This is a genomic window from Streptomyces sp. RLA131, assembly GCF_056270125.1.
Map to the genome: position 1 here is coordinate 6,089,452 of NZ_JBWDOQ010000002.1, position 26,746 is coordinate 6,116,197.

The following is a 26,746-nucleotide window of genomic DNA, read 5'->3' on the forward strand; positions in this document are numbered from 1 at the left end:
CTGCCCAGTGACCCGGCTCCCCTCGCGTTCGTTCACCCGGTCAGGGGGATCGAGACGCGGAGGTAGCGAACGTGAGCGAGGCCCCACCGGACAACGACGTGCTGTGGGCCCGAGGTCTGCGGCACAGCTACGGCGGCTCGGCCGCGCTGCTCGGCATGTCGCTCGGCGTGCGCGAGGGGGAGATCCTCGGCGTGCTGGGCCCGCACGGCTCCGGGAAGACCACACTGCTGCGCTGCCTGGCCGGGAACCTGCTGCCGGAGCAGGGCGAGGTGTGGTTCAACAGCTCGCCCGTGCACAGCCTGCGCAGGGCGGCCCGCGAACGGCTGCGCCGCGAGCGCTTCGGCTGGATCGGCGCCGCCCCGCAGCTGCTGCCCGAGCTGACCGTCCGGGAGAACGCCGCCCTGCCGCTGATGCTGCGCGGCACACCGCACCGCGAGGCCGGGGCCGCCGCCCAGGAGTGGCTGGAGCGGCTCGACATCGGCGGCATCGCCGGTAGACGGCCCGCGCAGCTCCTGCCGGCCCAGTGCCAGCGGGTCGCCCTGGCCCGCGCCCTGGCCAACCGGCCCGCCGTGGTGTTCGCCGACGAACCGACCGCCCCGCTGCACCGGGCCGACCGCGTCCAGGCGCTGCGCATGCTGACCAGCGCGGCCCGCTCGCACGGCATCACCGTGGTGCTGGCCAGCGGCGACCCGGAAGTGGCCGCCGTGGCCGACCGGGTGATCACCATCGCCGACGGCCGCCCGGTGTCCGGCATGCCCCGGCAGGACCGGGAGGGCACCGCGTCGTGCTCAGCCTCAGCTTCCGTGTAGCGCGCGGCTCACGGCCCGCCGTGCCGCTGCGGCGGCTGCCGGCCGGGGCCGCCGCCGCCGGGACCGGCTTTCTCCTGCTGACCGCGGCCGGCCGGGCCTCGCTGCCGCTGCTGGCCTGGTGCACCGTGCCGTTCGCGGTCAGTGCGTACCTGGCCGTACTGACCGCCCGTGCCGAACCGCGGGTCCGCCCGGGGCGGCCGGAGGGACCGGGCGCGGCCTCGGCGGCCCTGCACTGCGCCCTGAGCTGTGCCCTGGGCAGCGCGGTCGCCCTCGCGGCCTACGACGGTACGCACCGGGCGGTGCCCTGGGCCGGGGCGCTCACCCTGCTGGCGCTGCTGCCCGCCGTGGCGGCCGTCGCCACCGCGGTGAGCCTGCGCGCCCCACGGCCGGGCCGGTCACCACGGGGGCCCGCGGTGGCGCCGGCCGGGCTGCCGTGGGGCGCCGCGCTGGTGGTGATCGGGGTCGCGGTGGAGTTCTCCGCGCGCCCCGGCGCCGGGCCCGCGGTGCCGCTGCCCGGGGGGCTCGGGCGGATCGGGCCCGCCCTGCTGGGCGGCTGGGCCCTCACCGCGGCGGGGCTGGTGCTGGCGGTGCCCGGCCTGGTGCACGGCTGCGGCCGGCTGCTGGCGGCCGGCCGGCCCGGGGCCCTGCGGCTCCTCGCCGGACGGGCCCTGCAGGAGGACGCCCGCCGGATCGGCCGGCCGGTGGGCGTGGTGTGCGCGGTGGCCTCCGCCCTCGTCGGCGTCGTGGCTCTGCACGGCTCGGCCGCGCTGCACGGTTCCGGGGGCCGCCCGGCCGGACCGCTCACCCTGCTCGGCGTGGTGCTCGTCACCGCCGGTGCCGTCGGGGCCCTCCTCTCCGCGGCGGTCGAGGCCGGGCACGCCCGCCGCCCCGTCACCGACGCCCTCACCGGCCTGGGCGCCCCCGCCTCGCTGTTGCGGGGCGCGGCCGCGCTGCGCGGCGTCGTCGTGATCGCGGCGGTCGTGCCGGTCACCTGGGCGGTGGCGGAACTGGCGGCCTCACCCCTGTAGGGCGGCCAGCAGGATCGGCACCGTGCGGGGGTTCCCGGTCTCGGACTTGGCGTCGGTCGAGTTGACCGAGAAGACCAGGGTCCGCCGGACCCGGCCGTCGGCGTCCAGGGTGGCCCCGATCCCCGCCGAGTAGCCGTAGCGCTCGCCGGTCTTCCCGTACGCCACGGTGCCGTCCGGGAGCACGGCGCGGGACATGCCCATGGTGTAGGCGGCGCCGTCGATGCCCTCCGGGACCTCCAGCATGTGCTGGAACTGGGCCTTCGGGACGACCCTCCCGCCGAACAGGGCGGTGGTGAAGCGCTCCAGGTCGGCGGCGCTGGAGATGATGTCGCCGGCGGCCCATCCGGCCGAGACGTTCCACTCGCTGACGTCGACCAGGCCGTCCGCGGTGGTCTGGTATCCGTGGTTGTGCGGGCCCAGGATCCGCGGGTCGTCGCCGGGGAAGTACGTGTCGCGCAGGCCGAGCGGGGTGAGGATGCGGCGCCGCACCTGGTGCTCGTACGAGGTGCCGGTCACCTTCTCGACGAGCAGCCCCAGCACGGTGTAGTTGATGTTCAGGTAGTCCTGCCGGGTTCCCGGCGCGAACTCCAGCGGCTTGGCGGCCGCCTCGGCGGCCATCGCCTGGGGCGTGTACGAGTCGAAGCGGTGCGCGTACTGGTCGGCGAAGGTGTCACCGGGACCGTCGGCGGGCTGGAGGCCACTGGTGTGGTTGAGCAGCTGGGCGACCGTGATCGGCGGGCGGTCGGCGGGGAGGAGGTCCGGCAGATAGTCCTGCACCGGCCGGTCCAGGGCCAACCGGTGCTCGGCCACGAGCTGGAGGACGACGGCCGCCGTGAACACCTTGGTCACGCTGCCCGCCCGGAAGCGGCCGTCGGTGATGGCGGTACGGCCCGAGGCGAGGTCGTGGACGCCGGAGACACCGCGCCAGGTGCCGTCCCGGCCGGCGACCCGGATCACGGCGGCGGTGGCGTCGTCCGCCGGGAGCCCGGCGATGGCCTGCTCCAGGGCCGCGGTGTCGAGCGCCGTGGCGGTGGCCGACGCCGCCTGCGCAGCGGCCGGCGCGGGGTCGGCGAAGGCGGGGGCGGCCGGTCCGGCGACGATGCCGAGGGCCAGGGTGGCGGCGATGACGCCGCGGCGGGTGGGGGAGTTCATCTCTGCGGCTCCAGAAGGGAGTTGGGCTGGTCGTCCGTCGTTTGTCCGGACGGCTCCCATCCTGGGGATCGCGGGCCCGACCCGGATCGCCGGAGCGAGTGGTCTTCGCGGCCCGCGACTCACTCCTGCGAGGGATCTCCGGCCGCGATCAGCCCGCTCTCGTACGCGCAGATCACCGCCTGGACCCGGTCGCGCAGGCCGAGTTTGGCCAGCACGCTGCTCACATGGGTCTTGACGGTGTGCTCGCTCACCGTCAGGTCCGCCGCGATCTCGGCGTTGGACAGGCCCCGGCCGAGCCGCAGCAGGGTCTCGCGCTCGCGGGCGGTCAGCCCGTCCAGCCGGTGTCCGTCGGAGGGGCGCCGCCCGCGCCGGGTGTAGTCGGCGATCAGCCGCCGCGCCACCGAGGGCGCGAGCAGCGACTCGCCCGCCGCCACGACCCTGACGGCGTGCACCAGGTCGTCGCGCCGTACGTCCTTGAGCAGGAAGCCGCTGGCGCCCGCGTGCAGCGCCTCGTGGACGTACTCGTCGGAGTCGAAGGTGGTCAGCATGACGGTCCGGGCCCGGGTGCGCCCGCAGATCGCGCGGCAGGCCTCGATGCCGTCCATGCCCGGCATCCGGATGTCGAGCAGCGCCACGTCGGGGGAGTGGCGCAGGGCCGCGTCCACGGCCGCCGGGCCGTCGCCCGCCTCCGCGACAACCTCGATGCCGGTCTGCGCGTCCAGGATCATCGCGAACCCGCTGCGCACCAGCTCCTGGTCGTCGGCCACCAGCACCCGGATCGTCAACTCCCCACCCCCTGCCGTGAGTCTAGGGTCGGGGCGAGCGGGATCGTCACCGTCAACTCGAAGCCCCGGCCGTCCGGACCCGGGCCGGTCCTGGCCCTGCCGCCGTGCGCGGCGGCGCGCTCGCGGACGCCGATCAGCCCGTGCCCCCGGTACGGGCCGCCGGGCCCGGCCTCCGGGCCTGCCGGTCCGCGCCCGTCGTCGGTGACGGTCACCGCCAGGGCGTCCGGGCCGTGGCCCAGCCGGACCGCGACCGTGCTCGCGCCGGAGTGCCGCACGGCGTTGGTCAGCGCCTCCTGGACGATGCGGAAGGCCGTGGCCTGTACGTCGGGCGGCAGCGGGCGCGCCCGGCCGGAGGTGTCGTACGAGACGCGCAGGCCACTGCCCGCCGCCACCCGCTCCACCAGCGCCGGCAGATCCGCCAGGCCGGGCTGCGGCTCGCGCGGGCCGTCGCCACCGTCGTCCTCGCGCAGCACGCCGAGGATGCGGCGCAGCTGGGTCATCGCCTCCCGTCCGGTCTCCGCGACGGCCTCGAACGCGGCCTCCGCCCGGTCGGGCGCCGTGCGCACCGCGATCGGCCCGGCCTCGGCCTGGACCACCATCAGGGCCACGGAGTGCGACAGGATGTCGTGCATCTCCCGGGCGATACGGGCGCGTTCACGGACCGCCGCCTGCTCGGCCTCGACCCGGTTGGCGCGCAGCCGGCTGCGGCCCAGCGCATAGGAGCCGAAGAAGCAGAAGAGCGTGAAGAGCAGCTCGCGCACCTCGCCGGTGTTGAGCCGCACCCCGACGACGATCAGCGGGACCGCCACCACGAACATCGTCAGCCGCCGGCGGGCCGGCGACAGCACCGCCACGGTGTACACGGCGATCAGCCCCGCGTACGGCAGCGGCTGCCCGGGGCCGTCCAGCACCGCCTTGTACAGGAACTGCGCCCCGGCGACGGCGGCCAGCACCGCGCAGGGCGCCCGCCGCCGCCACAGCAGGGGCAGGACCCCCAGGCTCGTCAGCCCGTACGCCGCCCAGCCCGCCGGGGGCAGTTCCGGCGCGCGCGGGATGACGAACGGCATGGTGACCGCGAGCTGCACCAGCAGCGCGATCCCGGCGTCCACGGTCCGGGGCCCGGCGGCCCGCGGCCGGCGTAAGAGGTGTGCCACGGCGACACAGTGTCAGACGGAAGTGATCAGCGCTGACGAAACGACGGTTGCCCGGGGTCACCTTCGGGGCCCAGGCTTGCGCGCATGGCTGATCTCTCTCGACGTACGGCGCTGGTGGGCGCGCTCGCCGCAGCTCTGACCGGCTGCGGGGTGCCGCCCGCCTACATCGAGGCGAACCGGCGGGCCGGGCGGGACCGGTCGGCGACCGAACGGCGGATCGACTTCGCGAACTGGCCGCTCTACATCGACGTGGACGACGACGACCCCAAGCGGCGCCCGACGCTGGAGGCCTTCGAGAAACGCACCGGCATCCACACCCGGTACACCGAGGAGATCAACGACAACAACGAGTTCTTCGGCAAGCTCGGCCCGACGCTGATGAACCGGCACGACCCGCAGCGCGACCTGATCGTGGTCAGCGACTGGATGTGTGCCCGCTATGTCCGGCTCGGCTGGGTGCAGGAGATGGACCGCGCCCGCCAGCCCAACGTCACCAGGTACCTCGACCCGCTGCTGCGCGACCCGGGATTCGACAAGGGCCGCAAGTACACGGTGCCGTGGCAGTGCGGGATCACCGGCATCGCCTACAACCGCAAGGCCCTGGGGCGGGAGATCCGGCATGTCGAGGACCTGTGGGCGGACGACCTGCGCGGCCAGGTCACCCTGCTGTCCGGGATGGACGAGGCCTTCGCGCTGCTCATGCAGGGCGACGGCGTCGACATCCGGCACTGGACCACCGACGACTTCCACCGGGTCATCGACCGGCTCCACGAGCTGCTGCGGAGCAACCACATCCGGCGCTTCACCGGCAACGACTACACCAAGGACCTCTCCTCCGGCGATGTGCTGGCCTGCCAGGCCTACTCCGGTGATGTGATCCAGCTCCAGGCGGACAACCCGGACATCGAGTTCGTCGTCCCCGAGGAGGGCGCCGAGCTGTGGGCCGACAGCCTCATGATCCCCAACCTCGCCGGCCACAAGCGCAACGCCGAGCGGCTCGTCGACTACTACTACGAGCCCGAGGTCGCCGCCGAGCTGGCCGCCTGGGTCAACTACGTCTGCCCGGTACCGGCCGCCCAGGACGTCCTGGCCTCCAGCAAGGACAAGGAGACGGCGGCCCTGGCCGAGGACCCCCTGATCTTCCCCGACGACGTCATGCGCAAGCGGCTGTTCATCGCCCGCGACATCACCCAGGCCGAGCGTCCCGAGCTGGAGAAGTCGTGGGAGAAGCTGGTGGGCCGCTGACCCCCGGACCGCCGAGCAACTCGCGCAGCACGCCGATGCGGTTGGTGGTGATGGCGTCCACCCCCAGCCGCTCCAGCCTGCGCATGGTCCGCCGGGTGTCCGCCGTCCACGCGCCGACCAGCAGCCCGTTGTCCCGTGCCCACGCCACCAGGGCCGGGGTGACCAGTCCGAAGTTCGGGTTGATCCAGCGCGGCCGTACCTCGGCCAGCAGCAGCGGAGGCAGCGGGGCGGCCGTCTTCCAGGTCAGCGAGATCTCCGCCCCCGGGTCCAGGTCCCGCACCGCCAGCATCGCCGCGGCCTCCCCGCAGTAGTACGTACGGTCCCGGGCCCCCGCCTCCCGTACGGCGGCCAGCACCGGGGCCACCGAGGCGGTCTCGGTGAGGTCGAGCAGCGCGCGGGCGCCCTCGGTGGCGGCCAGGGCCTGGTGGAGGCCGGGGAGCCCGGCCGGCAGCCGGTCGGCCGTGAGATCGGCGAGGGCGATGTCCCGGTGGCCCCACAGCCGCTTCAGGGTCGGGTCGTGCAGCAGCACCGGCACACCGTCGCCCGTCACGCGCACGTCCATCTCCACCGCGTCCGCCCCGGCGCGCACCGCGCTGCGCAGCGCGGGCAGCGTGTTCTCGCGGTGCCGGTACGGATCGCCGCGGTGGGCTACGGCCTGGACCACGAGGCCGTGTACGCGTCGATCTCGGCGGTGAGCCGCGCCTTGCCCGGGGCGTCCAGGAAGGAGGCCTCGACCGCGTTGGTGGCCAGGGCGGCCAGACCGGCCTCGTCCAGGTCCAGCAGGCGGGCGGCGACCGCGTACTCGGTGTTGAGGTCGGTGCCGAACATCGGCGGGTCGTCGCTGTTGATGGTGACCAGGCAGCCCGCCGCGACCATCTCCTTGAGCGGGTGCTCGTCCAGGGTGCGCACGGCGCGGGTGGCGATGTTGGACGTCGGGCACACCTCCAGCGGGATCCGGCGCTCGGCGAGGTGCGCCAGCAGCTCCGGGTCCCGGACCGCGCTGGTGCCGTGGCCGATCCGCTCGGCGCGCAGGTCGCGCAGCGCGTCCCAGATCGTCCCGGGGCCGGTGGTCTCGCCCGCGTGCGGCACGCTGCGCAGCCCGGCCGCGATGGCGCGGTCGAAGTAGGGCTTGAACTGCGGGCGGGGCACGCCGATTTCGGGTCCGCCCAGCCCGAAGGCGACCAGGCCTTCCGGCCGCAGGTCCACGGCCAGGCGGGTGGTCTCCTCGGCGGCGGCCGTCCCGGCCTCGCCGGGGATGTCGAAGCACCAGCGCAGCACGACGCCGAGCTCCGTCTCGGCGGCCTTGCGGGCGTCCTCTATCGCCTCCATGAAGGCGGTGTCCGGAATGCCGCGCCGGGTGGAGCTGTACGGGGTGACGGTCAGCTCGGCGTAACGGATGTTCTGCCGGGCCATGTCGCGGGCGACCTCGAAGGTCAGCAGCCGCACGTCCTCGGCGTCGCGGATCAGGTCGACGACGGACAGGTACACCTCGATGAAGTGCGCGAAGTCGCTGAAGGTGAAGTAGTCCGCCACCGCGGCGGGATCGGTGGGCACCTTGGAGTCGGGGTGCCGGGCCGCCAGTTCGGCGACGATCCGGGGCGAGGCCGAGCCGACGTGGTGGACGTGCAGCTCGGCCTTCGGCAGGCCCGCGATGAAGGCGCCGAGAGCGGTCGGGTTGTCCGGCATGGGGTGCTCCTCCTGCGGGTGCTGCGGTGGTTCGCTTGCTCGGCTCATCGTAAACGCGGAATTGATCGTGCTCGCCGTCGGACGCAGGCCATAGCATTGCCCGACGTAGCAGAGGAAGGCGCCGATGTCCGAGTCCGACGAGCCCGACAACCCCGCACCGCGCGACCCGTGGGCGCCCCCGGCCGAGCCGGCCGGTGTGCCGGCCGAATCCGCCGAATCCGCCGAACCCTCCGCGCCGTCCGCGCCGTCCGCGTCTTCCGTGCCGCCCGTGCCCGCGCCCGTGCCCGTGCCTGCCCCGCCCGCACCGCGCGACCCGTGGGCGCCCCCGGCCGAGCCGGCCGGATCGCTCGTCGAGCCCGCCGCCGTGCCCGCCGGTCCGCCGGCCGACGCCGTGCCTCCCGTGCCCCCGTTCCCGGGCGCCGGGGCGCCCTACCCGCCGCCGGTGCCCGCGCCGTACCCGCCCTACGGCATGCCCCCGCCCGGCGCCGAGGGCCACCCGGCATATCCGGGCCACCCGGGCCACCCGGGCTATCCGGGCCACCCCGGGTATCCGGTGCCGCCCTACGGCTACGACTACGGCTACGCCGGCTGGCCCCCGCCCTCCCCCCGCAACGGATTCGGCACCGCGGCGATGGTGCTCGGCATCATCGGCGCGGTCCTGGCCATCGCCTGCTTCGGGGCGGTCCTCGGGCTTCCCGTGGGCATCGCCGCCATAATCTTCGGCATCGTCGGCCTGCGCGTCGCCAACCGCGGCGAGGCCACCAATCGCTCGCAGGCGATGACCGGTCTCATCCTGGGCATCTTCGCCGTCGTCATCGCCGGGGCCATGCTGGCGCTCGTCGTCGGAGGGGCGATGACCGGCGTCTTCGACGACTGGGAGAGCGACGGGGGCTCCTCCATCAGCGCGGACGGCGGCGACTTCGACGAGCCCCTGGCCGAGGGCGACACCGCCACCTACGACGACGGCCTGGAGATCACGGTCTCCGCCGTCCGGTCCAGCTCGGCCCTGAAGGACCTCACCGACGGCGGCACCGCGCTGACCTTCACCGTCACCGTCGTCAACCACGGCGACTCGTCCACCTCCGCGCTGGAGGACGCCGAGATCACCGCCTACGCCGACGCGGCGGACGAGGACCCGCTCCAGGACCTGACCACCGGTTCCGGGCTCTCCGGCCGCCTGACCCCGGGCGAGACCGCGAGCACCACGGTCATCGTCGTCGTGCCCGACGGCGACGACGGTTCCGTGGAGCTGGAGATATCGCCCGCCTACGCCTACGACTACGTCTACTGGGAAGTGGCGGCCTAGCCGGGCGGCGGCACCTGGGGTGCCGTCTCAGCGCCGTACGGCCTCCAGCGCGAGCAGCGCGACATGCAGGGACAGACAGGACTCGACCTGATCCAGGTCGACCCCGAGGATGCGTTCCACGCGGTGCAGCCGGTCGTAGAACGAGGGCCGGGACAGATGGGCGGCGTCGGCGGCGGCCGACTTGTTGCGGCCGTGGTCCAGATAGACGCTGAGGATCCGGACGAGGTCGCTCCCGTGCTCGGCGTCGTGCGCGAGCAGGGGGCCGAGTTCGCGCTCGACGTAGGTCTGGAGCCGGGCGTCGTCGCGCAGCAGGTGCAGCAGCCCGCGCAGCCGTACGTCGGGGAGCCGGTAGTAGGTGCCGGACTTGCGGCCGCCGTGAAGTGCGGCGTCGGCGACCTGGGCGGCCTCCAGGAGCGTACGGCGCGCGTCGCGCAGCGAGCCGACGGAGGAGCCGGCCGCCATGACGAAGGCGGGGGAGCCGGCGACGGGCTCGGTGAGCCGGTCGAGGGCGGCCGCGAAGCCCTCCAGGGCGGCGTGCTCGTCGTCGGAGGGGCCCAGGGAGACCAGGACGCCCACCGCGCCGTCGTCCAGGGCGCCGGTCAGGGCGGTGAGGCCGCGTTCGCGGACCGCCAGGGCGGCGGTCTCGGTGAAGTCCCGCAGCCGGGCCTGGGCCTCCAGTGCGGCGGACGCCGGGCCGCCGCGGGGCCGGAGCATGACGCCGACCAGGCGCCGCCCCTCCAGGGGCACCCCGAGGGCCCGGGCGCGCAGCGCGACATCGGAGACGGTCAGCGCGTGCGTCAGGATCCCCGAGAGCAGGGTGCGGTGGGTCTGCCGTTCCAGGGACTCGCGGTCGCGTTCCAGCAGCCGGTTCAGGGCCAGCGTCGCCGCGCCGCGCTCCAGGAGCACCGTGTGGCGGTGCGGCCCCGAGGCGGACTCGTCGGTGCGCGGCGGCGGTCCCGGCTCTCCCACGACGATCAGGCGCCCCCAGTCGCGGCCCCGGGCGCCGACCGCGGTGACCAGCCAGCCGGTGCGGCGGTCGTAGCCGGTGCGGCCGACGGGGGAGACGCCGCGTGACCGCCGTTCCCAGCCGTCGAGCAGCGCCTGCGCGTCGCGGCCGGAGGCGTCGAAGGCCAGCACCTGGTGGGAGAGGTTCTCCAGCACCACGGGCGCGCCGGCCATCCGGGCCACCTCCCGTACGACCTCGTCGGGCTCGGCTCCCTCGACGGACAGCTCGTTGAAGGTCTGGTGGACGGCCTCGGAGGCCCGCAGCCGGCTGAGCTGGGCGTTCACCACATGGGCGTGGACCGCCTCGGTCACCGCCACGAAGCGGACCTCGGTGCGCAGCACCACCAGCGGCAGTCCGCGCCGCTCGGCGGCCCGGACCAGGGGGCGGGGGAGCGCGTCGGTGTAGCGCCGCCCCAGCTCGACGACGAGCCCGGCCGCGTCCACGTCGGCGAGGTCGTCGATGTAGCGGGCCAGCGCCTCGCGGTCCTCCGGCAGCATCACGCCCGTGGTCAGCACCAGCTCGCCGCCGTGCAGCATGCCGGCGATGTCGGCGAGCTCGCTGATGTGCACCCAGCGCACCGGCCGTTCCAGCCCCGCCGAACCGGCCACGACCTGCGGCGCGCCTCGCTTCAGCGCGTCGAGGTCGAGGACCTGGGCGACAGTGGGGAACAACGCGTGACCTCCGGTCGGGGCGTGTGCAGCACAGTGTAAAGCCGTTCTCGGCACGACTGGCGATGTGTCGGTTGCCGCGTTTCGCGGCCTGGGGCATCGTCCAAGGCGAAAGGCAAGCGAAAGACAGAATTCGTCGCGTAACCAAAAGGCAACAACGGAATCCCTTGTTGGGACCAGGCTACTCTGCCAGGATCAGCCACCAATCCGGTTTTTGGCCACGGGATCGCGCGGATGGCGGCATTTCTCTAGGAGAGCACCATGGAACAGTTCGCCGACGGGGCCCAGTACATCGCCGGAGAGCTGCGTGCGGGCACGTCCGGAGCCGACCACCGCGTCATCGACCCCGCCACCGGCCGGGCGGTGTACGAGTACCGGATGGCCGGCACCGCCGATGTGGACGCCGCCGTCGCCGCGGCCAGGGAGGCGCTGCCCGGCTGGGCCGGGGCCACCCCGGGCGCGCGCTCGGACGCGATGCACCGCTTCGCCGGTGTGCTGGCGGGCCAGGCGGAGGAGCTGGCCCGGGTCGAGTCGGTGCAGTGCGGCAAGCCGCTCCGGCTCACCACCGAGTTCGACGTGCCCGGCACCGTCGACAACACGGCCTTCTTCGCCGGTGCCGCCCGCCATCTGGAGGGGAAGGCGGCCGGTGAGTACTCCGGTGACCACACCTCGTACGTGCGCCGCGAGCCGATCGGTGTCGTCGGCTCGATCGCGCCCTGGAACTACCCGCTGCAGATGGCCGCCTGGAAGATCCTCCCGGCGATCGCGGCCGGCAACACCATCGTCCTCAAGCCGGCCGAGCTGACCCCGCTGACCTCGCTGATGTTCGCCCGGGCCGCCACCGAGGCGGGCATCCCGGCCGGTGTCGTCAACATCGTCAACGGCGCCGGACGGGTCGCGGGCGAGCACCTGGTCGGCCACCCGGACGTGGCCATGACCTCCTTCACCGGCTCCACCGGGGTCGGCAAGCGGGTCGCCGAGGTGGCCACCGCCACCGTCAAGCGGCTCCACCTGGAGCTCGGCGGCAAGGCGCCCTTCGTGGTCTTCGACGACGCCGACCTCGAAGCCGCCGTCCACGGCGCGGTCGCCGGCTCACTGATCAACACCGGCCAGGACTGCACGGCGGCGACCCGGGCCTATGTGCAGCGCCCGCTCTACGACGCCTTCGTGGCCGGGGTCGCGGACCTGATGGCCACCGTCCGCGTCGGTGACCCCTTCGACCCCGGGACCGATCTCGGCCCGCTCATCTCCCACGCCCAGCGCGACCGCGTCGCCGCCTTCGTGGAGCGAGCCCGCTCCTACGCCACCGTCGTCACCGGCGGCGCGGCCCCCGACTCCCCGGGCGCGTACTACCTGCCGACCCTGATCACCGGCGCCGCGCAGGGCAGCGAGATCGTCCAGTCCGAGATCTTCGGCCCGGTGCTGGTGGTCCTGCCCTTCGACACCGACGACGAGGGCCTGGCCCTGGCCAACGACACCCCCTACGGCCTGGCCGCCTCGGCCTGGACCCGCGACGTCTTCCGTGCGGGCCGTGCCACCCGGGAGATCCAGGCGGGCTGCGTCTGGATCAACGACCACATCCCGATCATCAGTGAGATGCCGCACGGCGGCGCCAAGGCCTCCGGCTACGGCAAGGACATGTCGGCGTACTCGTTCGAGGAGTACACCCAGGTCAAGCACGTCATGTACGACAACACAGCGGTGGCCCGCAAGGACTGGCACCGCACGGTCTTCGGCGACCGCTAACCCAGGAGGACCGCATCCCCATGGACCTGTACGAGGGCCTGTCCGAGCCAGTCCGCAAAGCGTGGGAACGCAGCCTCACCAACGGGCGGGCAGCACTGAGCCGGCGCCATCTGCTGGGCGCGGGCCTGGCCGTGGCCGGCGCCGGGGCGCTGAGCGCCTGCGGCATCCCCGCCGCCACCGGCACCAGCGGCGCCACCACCACCGACGACCGGTCCGACAAGGACAAGTCCCTGGTCTTCTCCAACTGGCAGCTCTACATCGACCAGAGCGACGACAAGAAGCACATCCCGACCCTTGAGGCCTTCGAGAAGCACTACGGCATCAAGGTCGACTACACCGACGACATCACCGACAACGTCGAGTTCTTCGCCAAGATCAAGCCGCAGCTCGCCGCCGGCCAGTCCACCGGCCGCGACCTGGTCGTGCTCACCGACTGGATGGCGGGCCGCATGATCCGCCTCGGCTGGGCCCAGACGCTGGACCCGGCCTATCTGCCTCATGCCTACAGCAACCTGGAGCAACGTTTCCGCAATCCCGACTGGGACCCCGGACGCGCCCACTCCTACCCCTGGGCCGGCATCGCCACCGTCATCGCGTACAACTCCAAGGTCCTCAAGGACAAGAAGGTCGGGAGCATCACCCAGCTCCTGGAGGACCCCGACCTCAAGGGCCGGGTCGCCATGCTCAGCGAGATGCGCGACACCATCGGCATGACGCTGCTCGACATGGGCAAGAAGCCGGAGTCCTTCACCGCCGACGACTTCGACGGCGCCCTGGCCAAGGTCCAGAAGGCCGTCGACAACAAGCAGATACGCCAGTTCACCGGCAACGAGTACACCGACGGCCTCGCCTCCGGGAACATCGCCGCCTGCCTGGCCTGGGCCGGCGACCTGGTACAGCTCCAGGTCGACAACCCCGAGATCGAGTTCGTGGTCCCCAAGGCGGGCTACCTCACCTCGACCGACAACATGCTCGTCCCCGCCAAGGCCAAGCACCGCAGGAACGCGGAACTGCTCATGGACTGGTACTACCGGCCCCGGGTCGCCGCCGAACTGGCCGCCTGGGTCAACTACATCACCCCCTGCGCGGGTGTGAAGGAGGAGCTGCTCAAGATCGACAAGGACGTGGCCAACAACCCGCTGATCATCCCCGACGCGGCGATGGCGGCCGGCGCCCACGCCTTCCGGTCACTCAGCTCCAAGGAAGAAACCGCCTTCGAGGCCAAGTTCGCCAAGCTCATCGGCGCGTGAGAAGGATCTGACCACCATGACCCAGCAGACCACCGCCCCCGCCGAGCAGCAGAAGGCGGACGCCGCCTCCTCCGGCGGAGCCGTCACCCTCACCGGTATCAGCAAGGTCTGGGGCGACTTCACCGCCGTCCGGCCGCTGGACCTGACCATCCCCGAGGGCTCCTTCTTCGCCCTCCTCGGCGCGTCCGGCTGCGGCAAGACCACCACCCTGCGCATGATCGCGGGCCTGGAGGAACCCACCGCCGGCACCGTGCACATCGGGAACCTCGACGTCACCCAGCTCCCGCCGCACAAACGCCCGGTCAACACCGTCTTCCAGAACTACGCGCTCTTCCCGCACCTCGACATCTACGAGAACGTCGCCTTCGGCCTGCGCCGCCGCGGCATCAAGTCCGTCAAGAAGCAGGTCGAGGAGATGCTCGAACTGGTCGAGCTCGGCCACCTCGCCCGCCGCAAACCGCAGCAGCTCTCCGGCGGCCAGCAGCAGCGCGTCGCCGTCGCCCGCGCCCTGATCAACCACCCGCAGGTGCTGCTGCTCGACGAGCCGCTGGGCGCCCTCGACCTCAAGCTGCGCCGCCAGATGCAGCTGGAACTCAAGCGCATCCAGACCGAGGTCGGCATCACCTTCGTGCACGTCACGCACGACCAGGAGGAGGCCATGACGATGGCCGACACCATCGCGGTGATGAACGCCGGACGCATCGAGCAACTCGGCGCCCCCGCCGACCTGTACGAGAACCCCGGCTCGACCTTCGTCGCCAACTTCCTCGGCCAGTCCAACCTGATCGAGGCCACCGTCTCCGGCACCTCCGGCGACGACCTGCTGCTCAGCGTCGGCGACAGCCGCCTCACCCTGCCCCGCTCGCGCAGCGCCGCCACCGCCGGCACCGGCGACAAACTGCTGGCCGGCGTAAGGCCGGAGAAGATCTCCATCGCCCACGCCGACGACGCCGCGACCGTCCCCGACGGCCGCAACCGCATCACCGGGCGGATCACCGACGCCAGCTTCATCGGCGTCTCCACCCAGTTCGTGGTCAACAGCCCCTGGTGTCCCGAACTCGCGGTCTTCTCGCAGAACGTCGAACGCGACACCCGCCTGGTCCCGGGCACCGAGGTCGTCCTGCACTGGAACCCCGCCCACACCTTCGGCCTGGACGCCGCCCAGGACATCGACGCGGGGGAGGTCACCGAATAATGGCCGCGATATCCACCGCGCCGGCCGGAGCCCCGGCACAGACCCCACCGCTCCCGCCCGGCCGCGCCGCCCGCCGCCGCAAGCTCGTCCCGTACTGGCTGCTGCTCCCCGGCATCCTGTGGCTGCTGGTCTTCTTCGTCGCGCCGATGGTCTACCAGGCGTCCACGTCCGTGCAGACCGGCTCCCTGGAGACCGGCTACCGGGTCACCTGGCACTTCGCGACGTACTGGGACGCGTTCAAGGAGTACGACCTCTTCTACCTGCGGTCGTTGATCTACGCGGGCATCGCCACCGTGCTGTGCCTGGCGATCGGCTACCCGCTCGCCTACACCATCGCCTTCAAGGCCGGCCGCTGGCGCAACGTCCTGCTGGTGATGGTCATCGCGCCCTTCTTCACCAGCTTCCTGATCCGCACGCTGGCCTGGAAGACCATCCTCGCCGACGACGGCATCGTGGTCTCCGTCCTGGACAAGCTGCACATCCTGAACGCCACCGCCGCCATCGGCCTCACCTCGGGCGACCGGGTGCTGGCCACCCCGCTCGCGGTGGTCTGCGGTCTGACGTACAACTTCCTGCCCTTCATGATCCTTCCGCTGTACTCCTCGCTGGAGCGCATCGACCCCCGGCTCCACGAAGCGGCGGGCGATCTGTACGCCCGGCCCTTCACGACCTTCCGCAAGGTCACCTTCCCGATCTCGCTGCCGGGCGTCGTCGCCGGGACGCTGCTCACCTTCATCCCGGCCTCCGGCGACTACATCAACGCCGAACTGCTGGGCAGCCCCAGCGAGCAGATGATCGGCAACGTGATCCAGTCGAAGTTCCTGACGGTGCTCGACTACCCGACGGCCGCCGCGCTGTCCTTCCTGCTCATGGCCGTGATCCTGGTGATCGTGTCCGTCTACATCCGCAAGGCGGGGACGGAGGAACTGGTCTGATGACCGCTTCGAAATGGCTCAACTGGATTCGGCGCCACCTCGTCGTCTTCGCGGCCGCCGCCGCGCTGTTCTACATGACGATCCCCAACGTGATCGTCCTGATCTTCTCCTTCAACCAGCCCAAGGGACGCTTCAACTACTCCTGGAACCACTTCTCGCTCGACGCCTGGACCCATCCCTGCGATGTCGGCGACATGTGCACCTCGGTGTCCCTGTCCCTCCGGATCGCCGTCCTCGCCACCATCGGCGCCACGGTGCTGGGCACGATGGTCGCGTTCGCGCTCGCCCGCCACCGCTTCCGGGGCCGGGCCCCGGTCACCGGTCTGATCTGGCTGCCGATGGCGATGCCCGAGATCGTCATGGGCGCCTCGCTCGGCACGCTCTTCCTCAACATGCGCATCCAGTTCGGCTTCTGGACCATCCTCATCGCGCACATCATGTTCTGCCTGAGCTTCGTCGTCACGGCGGTCAAGGCACGCGTCATGAGCATGGACCCGAGGCTGGAGCAGGCCGCCCAGGACCTCTACGCCACCCCGACGCAGACCTTCCTGCGCGTCACCCTGCCGATCGCCGCCCCCGGCATCGCGGCCGGAGCGCTGCTGAGCTTCGCCATCTCCATCGACGACTTCATCATCACCCAGTTCAACGCCGGCCCCTCGACCGTGACCTTCCCGATGTTCGTCTGGGGCGCCGCGCAGAAGGGCCTCCCGGTCCAGGTGAACGTCATCGGCACGCTCATGTTCCTGGTGGCGGTGCTGTGCGTGGTCGTCGGGCAGCTGCTGAGCCGCAGGCGCAAGGTCCGTACGTAGCACCAGCACCAGCACCAGCAGGACCCAGTAAGACCCAGTAAGACCCAGTAAGACCCAGTAAGACGCAGAAGAAGGTGCCCCATGGATCCGGCCCGTTCGCTCGCCGAGGCGCAGCCGACACCGTTCTGGCTGGAGGACCCCGGCAAACCGCAGGCCGAGCCGGCGCTCGTGGGCGACGAGCACTGCGACCTGCTGGTGGTGGGCGGCGGTTACACCGGGCTGTGGACGGCGCTGATCGCCAAGGAGCGCGACCCCGCCAGGGACGTGGTCCTGATCGAGGGCAAGGAGACCGGCTGGGCCGCCTCGGGCCGCAACGGCGGGTTCTGCGCCGCCAGCCTCACCCACGGCCTGGCCAACGGACTCGCGCGCTGGCCGGGCGAGTTCGACAGGCTGGAGGAGCTGGGCAACCGCAACCTCGACGAGATCGAGGCGGCGGTCGCCCGCTACTCCCTGGACTGCGACTTCGAACGCACCGGTGAGATCGACGTCGCCACCGAGCCCTACCAGGCCGACGAGCTGCGCGCCGCGGCCGCGGAAGCCGCCGAGCACGGCGTCTCCCTCGAATACCTCGACCGCGACCAGGTCCGCGCCGAGGTCGACTCGCCCACCTTCGCCGGCGGCCTGTACGACCGCGACGGCGTCGCCATGCTGCACCCCGCCAAGCTCGCCTGGGGCCTCAAGCGGGCGGCCGTCGGCCTGGGGGTGCGGATCTACGAGCACACCCCCGCCACCGCCCTCGCCGCGAACGGCGGCGGCATGGCCGTGCGCACCCCGTACGGCCGGGTCTTCGCCCGCCGGGTCGCGCTCGGCACCAACGTCTTCCCGTCGCTGGTCAGGCGGGTACGCCCGTACGTCGTCCCGGTCTACGACTACGCGCTGATGACCGAGCCGCTCAGCCAGGACCAGCTCGCCTCGGTCGGCTGGAAGAACCGGCAGGGGCTGGGCGACTCCGCCAACCAGTTCCACTACTTCCGGCTCACCACCGACAACCGGATCCTGTGGGGCGGCTACGACGCCGTCTACCCCTACGGGGGACGGCTGTCCGCCGACCGCGACCAGCGCCCCGAGACCAACCTGACGCTGGCCCGGCACTTCTTCCGCTGCTTCCCGCAGCTGGAGGGCCTGCGGTTCAGCCACGCCTGGGGCGGCGCCATCGACACCTGCTCCCGTTTCTCCGCCTTCTTCGGCACCGCCCACGCCGGCCGGGTCGCCTATGCGGCGGGGTACACGGGCCTGGGGGTCGGGGCCACCCGCTTCGGCGCCGAGGTGATGCTCGACCTGCTGGCGGGGGAGCGTACCGAACGCACCGAGCTGGAGATGGTACGGACCAAGCCGCTGCCCTTCCCGCCGGAGCCGTTCGCGTGGGCCGGAATCGGTCTGACCAAGTGGTCCCTGGCCCGGGCCGACCGCCGCGCCGGACGGCGCAACCTGTGGCTGCGGACCATGGACCGGGTGGGCCTGGGCTTCGACAGCTGAACCGTGAGACCTGTGAGACCTGTGAGACCTGTGAGACCCGGGATCCGTGTCAATGCCGATCAGTCGCGCGAATCCGCGTAATGATCCGGGACCGGCCCCCTCTCCTCCGTGTGAGAGCAAACGATGGGACACGGATGATCGGAGGTACCGGCATGGTCGCAGCCGGTGCGAGGAGTGCGGTCGAGTGGCTGGTTTCCGTGGCACCCGATCCCGGGACGTGCCGGTGGGAGTGGGAGCGCAACCCCCTCGGGGTGACGCTGCTGCCCGCCGGCCGGCTCTGGGACGTGCTGATCCTCACGGGTGAGCTGGGCTATCCCACCCTGGACGTCCTCACCCGCATGCTGGACCGGCCGGGCCCGGTGCTCGCCGACTTCGGCGACTCCCGGATGGGCTTCTTCGTGCCGCCGGGCACCGCGGCCCGCTGGATCGGCACCGGGGTCCGCACGGCCGGGCCCGGGACCTGGATCGTCGTGCCGTACCCCGGCCGGGCCACCGGCGGCGTGCGCTGGCTGGTCCCGCCGGACGGCACCGGGCACCTCACGGACCCGGTGCTGCTGGAGCTGGCCATGCACGAGGCGGCGGCCACCCTCGCCGGTGATCGGAGCGCCCCGGGTCCCGCCCCCGACACACCGTAAAGGCATCGCGGACACCGCCGACACATTGGTGCTTGTCGGTCCTGGCGGGGCTGGCAAGACTGGCGGCAGGCTAAGAGAGGAAGGTCTGCCGTGACCGACAAGCACATCACGCACTGGATCGCCGGACAGACGTGGACCGGCACCGCCGAGCGCCGTGGCGACGTGTACGACCCGGCGACCGGCGCGGTGACCGGTCAGGTGGACTTCGCCTCCATCGCGGAGGTCGACCAGGCGGTCGGCGCCGCCGCCGCCGCGTTCAGGAGCTGGCGCGACGCGTCGATCGCCAAGCGCACCCAGGTGCTCTTCGCCTTCCGCGAGCTGCTCAACGGCAAGCGCGACGAACTCGCCTCGATCCTCGTCTCCGAGCACGGCAAGGTGCACTCCGACGCGCTCGGCGAGATCGCCCGCGGCATCGAGGTCGTGGAGTACGCCTGCGGCATCCCGCAGCTCATCAAGGGCGGCTTCACCGAGCAGGCCTCCACCGGCATCGACGTCTACTCGATCCGCCAGCCGCTCGGTGTCGTCGGCATCATCTCGCCGTTCAACTTCCCGGCCATGGTGCCGATGTGGTTCTTCCCCATCGCCATCGCCGCGGGCAACACGGTGGTCCTCAAGCCCTCCGAGAAGGACCCCTCCGCCGCCAACTTCCTCGCCGAGTTGTGGAAGCAGGCCGGGCTGCCGGACGGCGTCTTCAACGTCGTGCACGGTGACAAGGTCGCCGTCGACCGCATCCTGGAGCACCCGGACGTCAAGTCCGTCTCCTTCGTCGGCTCGACCCCGATCGCCCGTTACGTCTACGAGACGGGCACCAGGTACGGCAAGCGGGTCCAGGCGCTGGGCGGCGCCAAGAACCACATGCTGGTCCTGCCCGACGCCGATCTGGACCTGGCCGCCGACGCCGCCGTCAACGCCGGTTTCGGCGCGGCCGGCGAGCGCTGCATGGCCGTCTCGGTGCTGGTGGCCGTCGACCCGGTCGGCGACGAGCTGGTCGAGAAGATCAAGGAGCGGGTCGCCACCCTGAAGGTCGGCCCCGGCTGCAACGGCGACTCCGAGATGGGCCCGCTGGTCACCGGCGTCCACCGCGACAAGGTCACCTCCTACCTCGACGCGGGCGTCGCCGACGGCGCCGAGCTGGTCATCGACGGCCGTAAGCACCCCATTTCGGGTGAGGGCACCGCCGACGGCTTCTGGCTCGGCCCGACCCTCTTCGACAACGTCAAGCCCGGCCAGTCCATCTACAACGACGAGATCTTCGGCCCGGTGCTGTCCGTGGTCCGCGTCTCCTCCTACGACGAGGGCCTGGAGCTCATCAACTCCAACCCCTACGGCAACGGCACCGCGCTGTTCACCAACGACGGCGGCGCCGCCCGCCGCTTCCAGCACGAGGTCGAGGTCGGCATGGTCGGCATCAACGTCCCGATCCCGGTGCCGGTGGCCTACTACTCCTTCGGCGGCTGGAAGGCCTCGCTCTTCGGCGACAGCCACGCCTACGGCCCCGACGGCGTCCACTTCTTCACCCGTGGCAAGGCCGTCACCCAGCGCTGGCTGGACCCGAGCCACGGCGGCATCAACCTCGGGTTCCCGACCAACAGCTGACCCCGGTGAGCAGGGCGCCGCACAGCAGCCAGCTCCCCACCACGTCCAGCGGCCAGTGGTAGCCGCAGTACACCAGGGCGACGCCCACCGCGAGTACCAGCGGCACGGCGGCAGCGACCAGCAGCCGCCGTGCCGCCGCGCGTCGTACGAAGGGCAGCACCAGCAGGGCGGCGCCGCCGTACGCCAGGGTGGCCATGGCGGTGTGACCGGAGGGAAAGAGCCCCGGGTAGCCCGGGGCGAGGGTGAGGGAGCCCGGGCCGCCGCGGCCGACCGCGGCCTTGAGCGGGGTGACGACCAGCGGTATCACCGCCATCGGCAGCGTGTACGCGATCAGGCGCCGCAGGTGCCGTCCGCGCCGTTCCCGCCGTCCGCGCCACCAGGCGAAGGCCACGGCCGACGCCAGTACGGGCAGGGCCACCTGCGGATTGCCCAGGTCCGACAGGAACCGGCCCAGGTCCGAGCCGGCCGGCCGTACGGACGCCCCGGCGATCGCGCGGCGCAGCGGGGGGTCGAGGGCCAGCAGCGGGCCGCGTACCGCCTCCTGCCAGGTGAGAAGGGCGAAGAGCCCGGTCTGGAGCAGGGCCAGGAGCAGCGGAAAAGTCAGCCGCCCCGGAACAGGGGGGAGAGTTCCGGGGCGGCCAGAGCGATCGCCGCACCGTTCGTCCCGGGGGGTTTGGGACGAACGGCCGACCGATCGGCGAGGAGTGCCGAGGCTTGCGGCTTCGGCGTTGCTGTGCGCGAGTGCGCTGCTGCACCGGTGATGGGGAGTCACCGGCAAAGTGTCGCCTGCGGACTTCCGCAGACGGGGTGTTTCTTCCATCTGCCGAAACCGTACGTCACCAAAGTGACCCCCGGGAGGGTGTGCACCCTCCCGCCATCAGGCCCGCACACCTTCTTCACCGAGCCTGAGAATCACTCACAGTCACGGTCGGGGTCACAGGCGGCTGAAGGCCTGCTCGATGATGTCGAGGCCCTCTTCGAGCAGGTCCTCGCCGATCACCAGGGGCGGCAGGAAGCGCAGGACGTTGCCGTACGTACCCGCCGTCAGCACCACGAGCCCCTCGGCGTGGCAGGCCTTGGCGAGCGCGCCCGCGGCGGCCGCGTCCGGCGTCCTGGTGCCGGGCTCGACCAGCTCGATCGCGATCATCGCGCCACGGCCGCGTACCTCGCCGATGATGTCGAACTTCTCCCGCATCGCGGCCAGCCGGCCGAGCATGATCTCGCCGATCCGCCGCGCCTTCGCGGGCAGGTCCAGCTCCTTCATGGTCTCGATCGCGCCCAGCGCGCCCGCGCAGGCCACCGGGTTTCCGCCGTAGGTGCCGCCCAGGCCGCCGGGGTGCGCGGCGTCCATGATCTCGGCCCGCCCGGTGACCGCGGCCAGCGGCAGACCGCCCGCGATGCCCTTGGCGGTGGTGATCAGATCCGGGACGATGCCCTCGTCCTCACAGGCGAACCACTGGCCGGTGCGGCAGAAGCCGGTCTGGATCTCGTCCGCGACGAAGACGATGCCGTTCTCCTTCGCGAACTCCGCGATCCGGGGCAGGAAGCCCTTCGCCGGCTCGATGAAGCCGCCCTCGCCCGCGATGGGCTCGATCACGATCGCCGCCACATTGTGCGCGCCGATCTGCTTGTCGATCTGGTCGATCGCCTGTGCGGCGGCCTCCTCGGCGCAGTTCTCGGCGCCGGTGGGCCAGCGGTAGGGATAGGCCAGCGGCACCCGGTAGACCTCGGGCGCGAAGGGCCCGAAGCCCTCCTTGTACGGCATGTTCTTCGCGGTGAGCGCCATGGTGAGGTTCGTACGTCCGTGGTAGCCGTGGTCGAAGACCACCACCGCCGTGCGCTTGGTGTACGCGCGGGCGATCTTCACCGCGTTCTCCACCGCCTCGGCACCGGAGTTGAACAGCGCCGACTTCTTGGCGTGGTCACCCGGGGTCAGCTCGGCCAGCGCCTCGGCGACCTCCACGTACTCCTCGTACGGCGTCACCATGAAACAGGTGTGGGTGAAGTCCGCCAGCTGCGCGGACGCCCGGCGCACGACCGCCGCCGCGCTGTTGCCGACCGAGGTCACGGCGATGCCGGAGCCGAAGTCGATCAGCGAGTTGCCGTCCACGTCCTCCAGCACGCCGCCACCGGCGCGCGTGACGAACACCGGCAGCGTCACGCCGACGCCGTTCGCGACCGCCGCCGACTTGCGGGCCAGCAGCTCCTGCGACTTCGGACCGGGAATGGACGTGACGAGTCGGCGCTCCTGGGCCAGTTCGCTCATGGCGGTCGTACTCCTTCTTCGTGCCGTGGGCTTTTCCCGCAGGCTAAGCGGACGCCCTCCGGGCCCGCACACTCCGATAGGGCGCAGTGGTGACGCCGTCTTCGACGCGGCGGACAGGTCCACTACATTGAGTGTCGGCGCGTGAGGGCACGAATGCGAGGGGCAGCGGGCGAATGGACGTCGACGGCACGTACGAGTCGCGCGGGACCACACCACCACCCATGCCCGCGGGCCCACCGCCCCCCATGCTCCCCCGGCCCGCCGGCCCGCCCCCCAGGCCGCAGGCGGCACCCGCGAGCCCGATGGAGACCTGGCTGCGCACCCCCCGCCGCCGCCCCGCCCCCGGCATCTTCGCCTACGGCCACGACCCCCGCCCGCCCCGCGACCCCGACCGCCTCCCGGGCCGCCGCCTGGTGGGCGGAGCGCTCGGCACGCTGCTGCTCGGACTGCTCGTGTGGTCGCTGTGCTGGAACGGCTACATCACCTTCTGGACCAAGCCGGTGTTCTGGTTCACGCCCGACTCCTGGTACGTCGCGATGCCCAACGGGTCGCTGCCGCCCCCCGCCGCCTTCGACATCTACTACGTTCTGTTCACCGCGCTCCTCGCGTGGATCTTCGGCCGCCTCGGCAACTGGCCCGAGGTCATCCGCCGCTACCTCACCCCCCTCCTGCGCCGGGCCGTCACCGACCCCGCGCCGCACGAGAGCGCGGCCGCGCTGGAGGAGGACCCCGTCGAGTGGCCCGAGCTGCGGGCGGCCGGGCAGGGGGCCGCCGCCGACCGGCTCGCCGCCGAGATCCGGGCCGGGCGGCTCGGCGACGTCGACTACACGCGGCTGCGCCGCGCCTGGCGGGGCGTACCGGCGGAGGCCTTCACCGACGCCGTCCTGAGGCAGGGCGCCGCGGCCTTCGCCCACCCCTCCGGCGCCCGTGACCTGCCGGTCCGCAGCGCCCGGCACGACCTGCTCGCCTCCCAGGTGCGGATCGGCCTCGCCCTCGACGACGAACGCAACCCCTACCAGCACCGGGGCGCGGCCCTGGCCCTGGACCCGGGGCTGCTCGGGACCGGGCTGCTCGCCGTCGGCCCGGCCGGCTCCGGCAAGACCCGGCATGTCGTGCGGCCGGTCGCCGAGTCGCTCGGCCTGCAGGCCCTGTCCGGCACGGCTGCCGTCGTCACCGTCGCGGCGGCCGGTACGGACCTGGGTCCGGCCGACTCCTACGACGTGGTCATCGCGCTGGGCGACCCCACCTCCGCGTACGACCTCGACCTGTACGGCGGCACCAGCGACCCCGACGAGGCGGCGGCGATGCTCGCCGAGGCCCTCGTCGGCGGCGCCGACGGCCAGGCCGGCGAATCCGACTCCCGCCGCGCCGCCACCGCCCTCGGTCAGCTCCTCGGCCCCTACCGGGCCGCGTACGGCCGCTACCCCTCCGTCACCGAGCTGCGCGAACTGCTCGACGGCAGCCCCACCGGCTACGCCGCGCTGCGCGACGCGCTGGACGCGGCCGGTGCCCACGGCCAGGCCCGTGAACTGGACGCCCGCGAGCGGCAGTCCGGCCGCCCCGGCGACATCGGCACCCTGCTCGCCGATCGGATCGCCCTCCTGGACCGGCAGGCGTTCGCCGGGTTCTTCGACGTCACCGGGCGCACCCGTCCCTTCTCCCTGCGGACCCTGGAGCATCCCCTGCGGGTCCGTATCGACCTGCCCAACCGCGGCCACGCCGAGGCCTCCCGGATCCTCGCCCGGCTGGTCCTCGCCCACTTCACGGCCGCCGTCACCGGCCGGGCCGACCGCTCCCGCTTCGCCTGCCTGGTCCTCGACGACGCCGCCCACACCGTCTCGGCGGAGGCGGTGCGCGGCCTCCAGCGGCTCCGCTCCGCCAACGCCGGCGCCGTGCTGACGCTGCGCACCCTGGACGACGTCCCCGAGGCCCTGCGCACCGCGCTGCTGGGTGCCACCGGCTGCCTCATGGCCTTCTCCGGGATCACCACCTGGGACGGCAAGCGCTTCGCCGAGGCCTGGGGCACCACCTGGGTCGAGGCCCGCGACGTCACGCGCACGCCGGATCAGTCCGGCGGGCTGCTGCGCCGCCTCACCCGGGGCGTCCGCAAGCTCTTCACCGGCGAGGCGGTCACCACCGAGTCGGTCACCGTGCGCAAGGTCGAGCGGGAACGCTGGTCCGCCTCCGACCTGGCCCACGCGGTGCCCGCCGGGCACGCGGTGCTGTCGCTGACCATGACGGACGGCGAACACGCCCCGCCGGTCCTGGTGGACCTGCGGGGCTGACCGTGCCCGGGCGCGATCCGGCACGGACCGGCACCGCCAGAGGACCGACGCCTGTACGGTGAGGCAGAATCGAGCACAGATCCACTCCAACCTGGAGAAAAACGCCGTGCCGCCCACCCTCGCCTCACTGATCCGCACCCCGGCCCTGAAGCTGACCGTTCTCGCCGCGGGCGAGCGGCTGGACGCACCCGTGCGATGGGTCCACACCAGCGAACTGGACGACCCGGCGCCGTATCTCGAAGGCGGGGAGCTGCTGCTGACGACCGGGCTGAAGCTGGAGGTCGGCGATCCGGCGGCCCTGAGCGCGTACGTACGCCGGCTCGCGGACGCCGGGGTGGTGGGCCTGGGCTTCGGGGTGGGCGTCAGCCACGACGCCGTACCGCGGGCGCTGGTCGACGCGGCGGCCGAACACGGCCTGCCGCTCATCGAGGTGCCGAGACGGACCCCGTTCATCGCGATCAGCAAGGCGGTCTCGGCCGCGATCGCCGCCGAGACGTACCGGGAGGTGACCGCCGGGTTCGAGGCGCAGCGCGACCTGACCCGGGCAGCGCTGGCCCCGGACGGCACCACCGCCCTGCTCGGCCGGCTGGCGGCCCATCTGAACGGCTGGGCGGCGCTGTACGACGCCTCCGGCGCGGTGCTGGCGTCGGCGCCGGACTGGGCGGCCCGGCGGGCGGCCCGGCTCTCCGGGGAGATCGACCGGCTGCGGGACAAGCCGGCGCCGGCCAGCGCGGCGGTCGCCGGTATGGCCGGCACCGAGGACCGCGTCGAACTGCAGTCCCTCGGCACCGGGCGCCGGCCGCGCGGCTACCTCGCCGTCGGCACCGAGGAACGGCTCGGCACCCCGGCCCGCTACATCGTGCACGCCGCCGTCGCCCTGCTCACCCTCTCCCTGGAGCAGTCCCGCGTCCTCCAGGACACCGAGCAGCGGCTCGGCTCGGCGCTGCTGCGCATGCTGCTCGCGGGCGAGCCGGAGCATGCCAGGTCGGTGGCCGGGCGGATGTACGGCGACCTCCTCGACATGCCGGTACGGCTGCTGGTCGCCGAGGGGGACTCCGACGCGGTCACCCTCCTCGCCGAACGGGTCGACGCGGCGGCCGCCCGTGCCGCCGAGCCCGTCCTCGCCGTCCGCGACGGCGACCGTCTCACCGTCCTGGCCTGCGAGGCGGGGGCGGTCCTCCCGGCCTCGGCCGGTTTCGCCGAGGCCGACGACGCGCTGGCCGCCGGCCTGTCCGGCACCGCCCCCGGACCGGCCGGCGTCCCCGTCGCGCACGCCCAGGCCGAGCGCGCCCTCGCCGTCGCCCGGCGGCGCGGCCGCGCCCTCGTCGAGCACGACGAGGTCGGCGCCGGCTCCGTACTGCCCCTGCTCTCCGACGAGGCCGTCCACGCCTTCGCCGACGGCCTGCTGCACCCGCTGCGCGACCACGACGCCCACGCCCGGGGCGACCTCGTCGCCTCCCTGCACGCCTGGCTGTCCCGGCACGGCCAGTGGGACGCCGCGGCGGCCGACCTCGGCGTGCACCGCCACACGCTGCGCTACCGGATGCGCCGGGTCGAGGAGATCCTCGGCCGCTCCCTGGACGACCCGGACGTACGGATGGAGCTGTGGCTGGCCCTGAAGGCCTCCGGCTGACCGGACAGGCGCCGACGGGTAACCGGGCAGACACTCCGGAACGGAGCACACCGGCCGTCGCGTACTACGCCCTGGACAAAC

At 72.7% G+C, this 26,746-nt stretch carries 22 protein-coding genes; 14 read left to right on the forward strand and 8 right to left on the reverse strand.

Annotated elements, in window-relative coordinates:
• The first annotated feature begins 71 nt into the window (after nt 1-71).
• Complete coding sequence (locus RWE79_RS28595) at nt 72-809, forward strand: ABC transporter ATP-binding protein (RefSeq protein ID WP_475942940.1); 738 nt, start codon at nt 72-74, stop codon at nt 807-809.
• Nucleotides 785-1,837, forward strand: coding sequence for a hypothetical protein (locus RWE79_RS28600; RefSeq protein ID WP_475942941.1), 1,053 nt, complete (start codon nt 785-787; stop codon nt 1,835-1,837). The genes RWE79_RS28595 and RWE79_RS28600 overlap by 25 nt, the downstream gene beginning before the upstream one ends.
• Here the strand turns inward: RWE79_RS28600 and RWE79_RS28605 are convergent.
• From RWE79_RS28605 to RWE79_RS28615, 3 genes are all read right to left on the reverse strand, one after another.
• Nucleotides 1,826-2,989, reverse strand: a complete 1,164-nt coding sequence (locus RWE79_RS28605; protein WP_475942942.1) for a serine hydrolase domain-containing protein — start codon at nt 2,987-2,989, stop codon at nt 1,826-1,828. The genes RWE79_RS28600 and RWE79_RS28605 overlap by 12 nt on opposite strands.
• A 119-nt stretch (nt 2,990-3,108) precedes the next feature.
• Complete coding sequence (locus RWE79_RS28610) at nt 3,109-3,774, reverse strand: response regulator (RefSeq protein ID WP_475942943.1); 666 nt, start codon at nt 3,772-3,774, stop codon at nt 3,109-3,111.
• On the reverse strand, nt 3,771-4,928 hold the full coding sequence (locus RWE79_RS28615; RefSeq protein WP_475942944.1) for a sensor histidine kinase: 1,158 nt from the start codon (nt 4,926-4,928) through the stop codon (nt 3,771-3,773). Before RWE79_RS28615 ends, RWE79_RS28610 begins: the two co-directional genes overlap by 4 nt.
• A gap of 84 nt (nt 4,929-5,012) precedes the next feature.
• Here RWE79_RS28615 and RWE79_RS28620 point away from each other — a divergent pair, with 84 nt between their 5' ends.
• Nucleotides 5,013-6,173, forward strand: a complete 1,161-nt coding sequence (locus tag RWE79_RS28620; RefSeq protein WP_475942945.1) for a polyamine ABC transporter substrate-binding protein — start codon at nt 5,013-5,015, stop codon at nt 6,171-6,173.
• On the opposite strand, the gene RWE79_RS28625 is transcribed toward RWE79_RS28620, so the two are convergent.
• Nucleotides 6,115-6,837 (reverse strand): glycerophosphodiester phosphodiesterase, encoded by a 723-nt coding sequence (locus RWE79_RS28625; protein ID WP_475942946.1) that lies wholly within the window; start codon nt 6,835-6,837, stop codon nt 6,115-6,117. The two genes, RWE79_RS28620 and RWE79_RS28625, sit on opposite strands and share 59 nt — an antisense overlap.
• A complete protein-coding gene (locus tag RWE79_RS28630) occupies nt 6,822-7,859 on the reverse strand; it encodes an adenosine deaminase (protein WP_475942947.1) in 1,038 nt (345 codons plus the stop codon). The genes RWE79_RS28625 and RWE79_RS28630 overlap by 16 nt, the downstream gene beginning before the upstream one ends.
• A 124-nt stretch (nt 7,860-7,983) precedes the next feature.
• Here RWE79_RS28630 and RWE79_RS28635 point away from each other — a divergent pair, with 124 nt between their 5' ends.
• The gene (locus RWE79_RS28635) at nt 7,984-9,165 is read left to right on the forward strand and encodes a DUF4190 domain-containing protein (protein ID WP_475942948.1); all 1,182 of its coding nucleotides are present in this window, start codon (nt 7,984-7,986) and stop codon (nt 9,163-9,165) included.
• 27 nt (nt 9,166-9,192) lie between these two features.
• Here RWE79_RS28635 and RWE79_RS28640 read toward each other — a convergent pair whose 3' ends face one another.
• A complete protein-coding gene (locus RWE79_RS28640) occupies nt 9,193-10,842 on the reverse strand; it encodes a PucR family transcriptional regulator (protein WP_475942949.1) in 1,650 nt (549 codons plus the stop codon).
• Nucleotides 10,843-11,100: 258 nt separating this feature from the next.
• On the opposite strand from RWE79_RS28640, the gene RWE79_RS28645 reads away from it, so the two are divergent.
• The 8 genes from RWE79_RS28645 to RWE79_RS28680 all read left to right on the forward strand — a co-directional run bounded on the left by RWE79_RS28645 (nt 11,101) and on the right by RWE79_RS28680 (nt 20,481).
• Nucleotides 11,101-12,585, forward strand: a complete 1,485-nt coding sequence (locus RWE79_RS28645) for a gamma-aminobutyraldehyde dehydrogenase (protein ID WP_475942950.1) — start codon at nt 11,101-11,103, stop codon at nt 12,583-12,585.
• A gap of 20 nt (nt 12,586-12,605) precedes the next feature.
• On the forward strand, nt 12,606-13,835 hold the full coding sequence (locus RWE79_RS28650; protein ID WP_475942951.1) for a polyamine ABC transporter substrate-binding protein: 1,230 nt from the start codon (nt 12,606-12,608) through the stop codon (nt 13,833-13,835).
• Nucleotides 13,836-13,851: 16 nt separating this feature from the next.
• Nucleotides 13,852-15,030 (forward strand): ABC transporter ATP-binding protein, encoded by a 1,179-nt coding sequence (locus RWE79_RS28655; RefSeq protein ID WP_475942952.1) that lies wholly within the window; start codon nt 13,852-13,854, stop codon nt 15,028-15,030.
• Nucleotides 15,030-15,965 carry an ABC transporter permease gene (locus RWE79_RS28660; RefSeq protein ID WP_475942953.1) on the forward strand — a complete coding sequence of 312 codons (936 nt, stop codon included), beginning with the start codon at nt 15,030-15,032 and terminating at the stop codon, nt 15,963-15,965. Before RWE79_RS28655 ends, RWE79_RS28660 begins: the two co-directional genes overlap by 1 nt.
• Nucleotides 15,965-16,774 (forward strand): ABC transporter permease, encoded by an 810-nt coding sequence (locus RWE79_RS28665; protein WP_475942954.1) that lies wholly within the window; start codon nt 15,965-15,967, stop codon nt 16,772-16,774. The genes RWE79_RS28660 and RWE79_RS28665 overlap by 1 nt, the downstream gene beginning before the upstream one ends.
• Before the next feature lie 81 nt (nt 16,775-16,855).
• Nucleotides 16,856-18,250, forward strand: coding sequence for an NAD(P)/FAD-dependent oxidoreductase (locus RWE79_RS28670; protein WP_475942955.1), 1,395 nt, complete (start codon nt 16,856-16,858; stop codon nt 18,248-18,250).
• Between the two features lie 152 nt (nt 18,251-18,402).
• Complete coding sequence (locus tag RWE79_RS28675; protein WP_475942956.1) at nt 18,403-18,885, forward strand: hypothetical protein; 483 nt, start codon at nt 18,403-18,405, stop codon at nt 18,883-18,885.
• A gap of 90 nt (nt 18,886-18,975) precedes the next feature.
• Nucleotides 18,976-20,481, forward strand: a complete 1,506-nt coding sequence (locus RWE79_RS28680) for a CoA-acylating methylmalonate-semialdehyde dehydrogenase (protein WP_475942957.1) — start codon at nt 18,976-18,978, stop codon at nt 20,479-20,481.
• Here the strand turns inward: RWE79_RS28680 and RWE79_RS28685 are convergent.
• On the reverse strand, nt 20,453-21,253 hold the full coding sequence (locus RWE79_RS28685; protein WP_475942958.1) for a phosphatase PAP2 family protein: 801 nt from the start codon (nt 21,251-21,253) through the stop codon (nt 20,453-20,455). The two genes, RWE79_RS28680 and RWE79_RS28685, sit on opposite strands and share 29 nt — an antisense overlap.
• A gap of 162 nt (nt 21,254-21,415) precedes the next feature.
• Nucleotides 21,416-22,747: a 4-aminobutyrate--2-oxoglutarate transaminase gene (gene gabT / locus RWE79_RS28690; RefSeq protein ID WP_475942959.1), complete on the reverse strand. Its 1,332-nt coding sequence runs from the start codon at nt 22,745-22,747 to the stop codon at nt 21,416-21,418.
• A 173-nt stretch (nt 22,748-22,920) separates the two neighbouring features.
• On the opposite strand from gabT, the gene RWE79_RS28695 reads away from it, so the two are divergent.
• Together RWE79_RS28695 and RWE79_RS28700 are read left to right on the forward strand one after the other, a co-directional pair.
• Nucleotides 22,921-25,032, forward strand: a complete 2,112-nt coding sequence (locus RWE79_RS28695; RefSeq protein WP_475942960.1) for an ATP-binding protein — start codon at nt 22,921-22,923, stop codon at nt 25,030-25,032.
• Between the two features lie 106 nt (nt 25,033-25,138).
• On the forward strand, nt 25,139-26,665 hold the full coding sequence (locus RWE79_RS28700; protein ID WP_475946170.1) for a PucR family transcriptional regulator: 1,527 nt from the start codon (nt 25,139-25,141) through the stop codon (nt 26,663-26,665).
• Nucleotides 26,666-26,746 lie beyond the last annotated feature (81 nt).